The sequence below is a fragment of the uncultured Chitinophaga sp. genome (assembly GCF_902168175.1).
Classification (GTDB): Bacteria; Bacteroidota; Bacteroidia; order Chitinophagales; family Chitinophagaceae; genus Chitinophaga.
Window position 1 is genome coordinate 1 of record NZ_CABHOU010000093.1, and the last position, 3113, is coordinate 3113.

The 3113-nt window shown below is 46.8% G+C and carries 3 protein-coding genes; 1 reads left to right on the plus strand and 2 read right to left on the minus strand.

What is annotated here, in order from left to right:
• Nucleotides 1-26: 26 nt before the first annotated feature.
• Both frr and QZT80_RS21225 read right to left on the minus strand, forming a co-directional pair.
• On the minus strand, nucleotides 27-590 hold the full coding sequence (gene frr, locus QZT80_RS21220; RefSeq protein ID WP_295126895.1) for a ribosome recycling factor: 564 nt from the start codon (nucleotides 588-590) through the stop codon (nucleotides 27-29).
• Nucleotides 591-710: 120 nt separating this feature from the next.
• Nucleotides 711-1877: a glycosyltransferase family 4 protein gene (locus tag QZT80_RS21225; RefSeq protein WP_295126898.1), complete on the minus strand. Its 1167-nt coding sequence runs from the start codon at nucleotides 1875-1877 to the stop codon at nucleotides 711-713.
• A 145-nt stretch (nucleotides 1878-2022) separates the two neighbouring features.
• Between QZT80_RS21225 and QZT80_RS21230 the strand changes: the two genes are divergently transcribed.
• Entirely contained in the window at nucleotides 2023-2859 is an 837-nt protein-coding gene (locus QZT80_RS21230) for a transketolase (RefSeq protein ID WP_295126900.1), read from the plus strand.
• Nucleotides 2860-3113: the final 254 nt, after the last annotated feature.

The window sequence follows — 3113 nt, forward strand, 5'->3', positions numbered from 1 at the left end:
ATAATATTGCGCGAAACCCGTCTTTTTTAGATAGACATGATCTCTTTATCTTTCGCTGCGCAGTGTTTATCTACCAGCAAAATGTATTTGTCGGTAAGCTGCTGCACGTTGGCTTCGGCATCTTTGGCTGTATCTTCGCTCAAGCCATCTTTCTGCAGTTTCTTGATAGCCTCAATAGCATCGCGGCGGATGTTGCGGATGGCTACTTTGCCCTGCTCACCTTCTCCGTTTACACGTTTCACCAGTTCTTTCCTCCTCTCTTCTGTGAGTGGTGGCAGGAACAGGCGAATGATCAACCCGTCGTTCTGCGGGTTAAGGCCGATATTGGAAGCGATGATAGCTCTTTCGATGGGCTGCAACATGTTCTTTTCCCATGGCTGTATGGTAAGCGTTCTCGCATCGGCTACACTGATGTTTGCTACCTGGTTAATAAGGGTAGCGGCGCCATAGTAGTCAACGGTAATGCCGTCCAGGATCTGGGGATTAGCTTTACCAGCCCTGATTTTTGTCAGTTCAACTTCCAGGTGACTAATGGCTTTGTCCATTGTTTCCTGCGCGTCGTCCAGAACTAAGTTAAGATCGTCTTGCATAAGATTAAAAACTTAAAGTGCTTGCAAACCTACATGAATTCTTTTAATCATCAAAGGTGTTTGATGAATCATGCAAATTGGGAAGGATGGACGGGAATGACGGTTAAGGAAAGAAACCTGTTATTTGTTCTCCAGTATGCCGTCGTTGGTAACACGAAGGATTTTAGCCTTGTTGCTTACATGCTGTACTTCGGCTGCTGCGGCCGCGGCTTCTTCAGCCAGGCGAACCATTTTCTCAGCACGTTTGCGCTTCAGCAGATATAAAGAGTAGGTTAAACCGGTAGCAAGCACCATCTCAAAAGCGAGCAACTGCGTTGTACCAAGTCCACGCAAAGCGTACACCAGCACGATAAAACCTGCATTAGCCAGCACCGTGGTCATGGTGGTTTGCTTGTGGTTCATATCAAGCGCCAGCAGGTAGTGGTGAATGTGGTTACGGTCGGCCGAAAACGGTGAACGTCCTCTCATCATACGGATCGAGAATACCCGGAGGGTATCGAACAATGGAACGATAAGGATACCGAAAGCCACAGCAGGAACCGATTCGATAGGCATTTTGCTGGCAGGGTTACCGCCCACTTCAATGAATTTTATAATCAGAATAGCGTTTACGGTGCCTATTAACAGGGAACCGGTATCGCCCATAAATATCTTTGCTGGTGAAATATTGTAGATCAGAAAACCTGCGAGACCTGCAGCCAGTGAAAATCCCATTACTGCGTACACCATTTCTCCTGAGTGCAGGAAGTAAGCGCCGAGGATAGCTGATACGAGCATACCAATACTGCCCGCCTGGCCATCTACCCCATCTATCAGGTTAAAAGCATTGATGATAACGAGTACGGTAAAGTAAGTAAGCAGGGAACTGAGGTGTGCCGGTAATTCCTGTATTCCAAAAAATCCGAAGGCACTATTGATCTGGAGATTGCCAAGGTAAATAATCGCGAAAGCAGCTACCATCTGGCCTATTACCTTTTTTAACGGTGACAGACCAACGAGGTCATCTTTAAGTCCGACCATGAAAATGATGAAGTACGCTGCCATGAAGTACTGGAGCGGAGAAGAGCTTTGTGTAGGTATACACATAGCTATCGATATCAGAAAGCCTGAGAAAAATCCCACGCCGCCCAATGCAGGAATACGGTGTTTATGTGCTTTGCGCTCGTCCGGTTCATCATACAGATGCTTCAGGTCCGCCACTTTGATAAGGATAGGCACTGAAAAATAGGTTATAACAAAACTGAGCACGGTAGCGATAATTACATTCTCCATATCGGGGGTTGTCATACAAAGATATTAATTTCAGTGAAATGTGTATCAGCAAATTATAAAAATCATAGACTTTAGCCACTTGTCCCCCAAGATTTTACACGTTGCATTACAAATTGCTAGTTTTCTTATTACTTTTGCGACTCATAAAACGCCAATTATCATGCCAGAACTGAAAGATATTGCTACACAGATCAGGAGGGACATTGTGCGGATGGTGCACGCCGTTCAAAGTGGCCACCCTGGCGGCTCTTTAGGTTGTACAGACTTCCTCACTGCCTTATATTTCAAGGCAATGAAACATAACCCTGAGAAGTTTGATATGGATGCAAAAAACGAAGATGCATTCTTCCTCTCCAACGGGCACATATCTCCCGTGTTTTACAGTGCCCTGGCCAGATCTGGCTATTTTCCGATCGAGGAACTGAGCACTTTCCGCAAAATTGATTCGCGCCTGCAAGGTCATCCTACTACCCACGAACACCTGCCAGGCATTCGTATTGCCAGCGGTTCCCTCGGTCAGGGTATGAGTGTAGCCCTTGGCGTTGCCCTCGCTAAAAAAATGAACAACGACAGCCACCTCGTGTACTCCCTGCACGGTGATGGCGAACTGAACGAAGGCCAGATATGGGAAGCTGCGCTTTTCGCCGCTCACCACAAAGCTGATAACCTGATTTCCACGATCGACTGGAACGGTCAGCAAATCGATGGTCCTACCGATAAAGTAATGAACCTCGGCGACCTGGAAGCTAAATTCAAAGCTTTCGGCTGGCTGGTGCTGCATATGAACGGTAACGATATGGACGATGTGGTAGCTGTACTCGATAAAGCCAAAAGCCTTACCGGTAAAGGCCAACCCATCTGTATCCTGATGAAAACAGCAATGGGTAAAGGCGTAGACTTCATGGAAGGTTCGCACGAATGGCATGGTATTGCTCCTAACGACGAGCAACTGGCCAAAGCGCTGGCTCAATTGCCTGAAACTATGGGCGACTACTAAACGTACCGCCTCCAAATAACGAAAAAGGGCTGTTTGCTGATGCAGACAGCCCTTTTTTCATGCCGCTACCGGCATAGCAGCTACATCCCGGCGGGATCCTTATACTTTCTTAGGTAGATATAAGGTTGATCTAAGGTTGATCCTAGGTTCATTCCAGGCTATTTAACCTAGAATGAACCTAGAATGAACCTAGGATAAACCTAGGATGAACCTAGGATGAGGCCAGGATCTATCATGGATCATGCCGGGATGGT

Bases quoted from the DNA above. Each gene is read 5' to 3' on its own strand.
- QZT80_RS21230 (WP_295126900.1), top strand. From the start codon at position 2,023: ATGCCAGAACTGAAAGATATTGCTACACAGATCAGGAGGGACATTGTG.
- frr (WP_295126895.1), bottom strand. From the start codon at position 590: ATGCAAGACGATCTTAACTTAGTTCTGGACGACGCGCAGGAAACAATG.
- QZT80_RS21225 (WP_295126898.1), bottom strand. From the start codon at position 1,877: ATGACAACCCCCGATATGGAGAATGTAATTATCGCTACCGTGCTCAGT.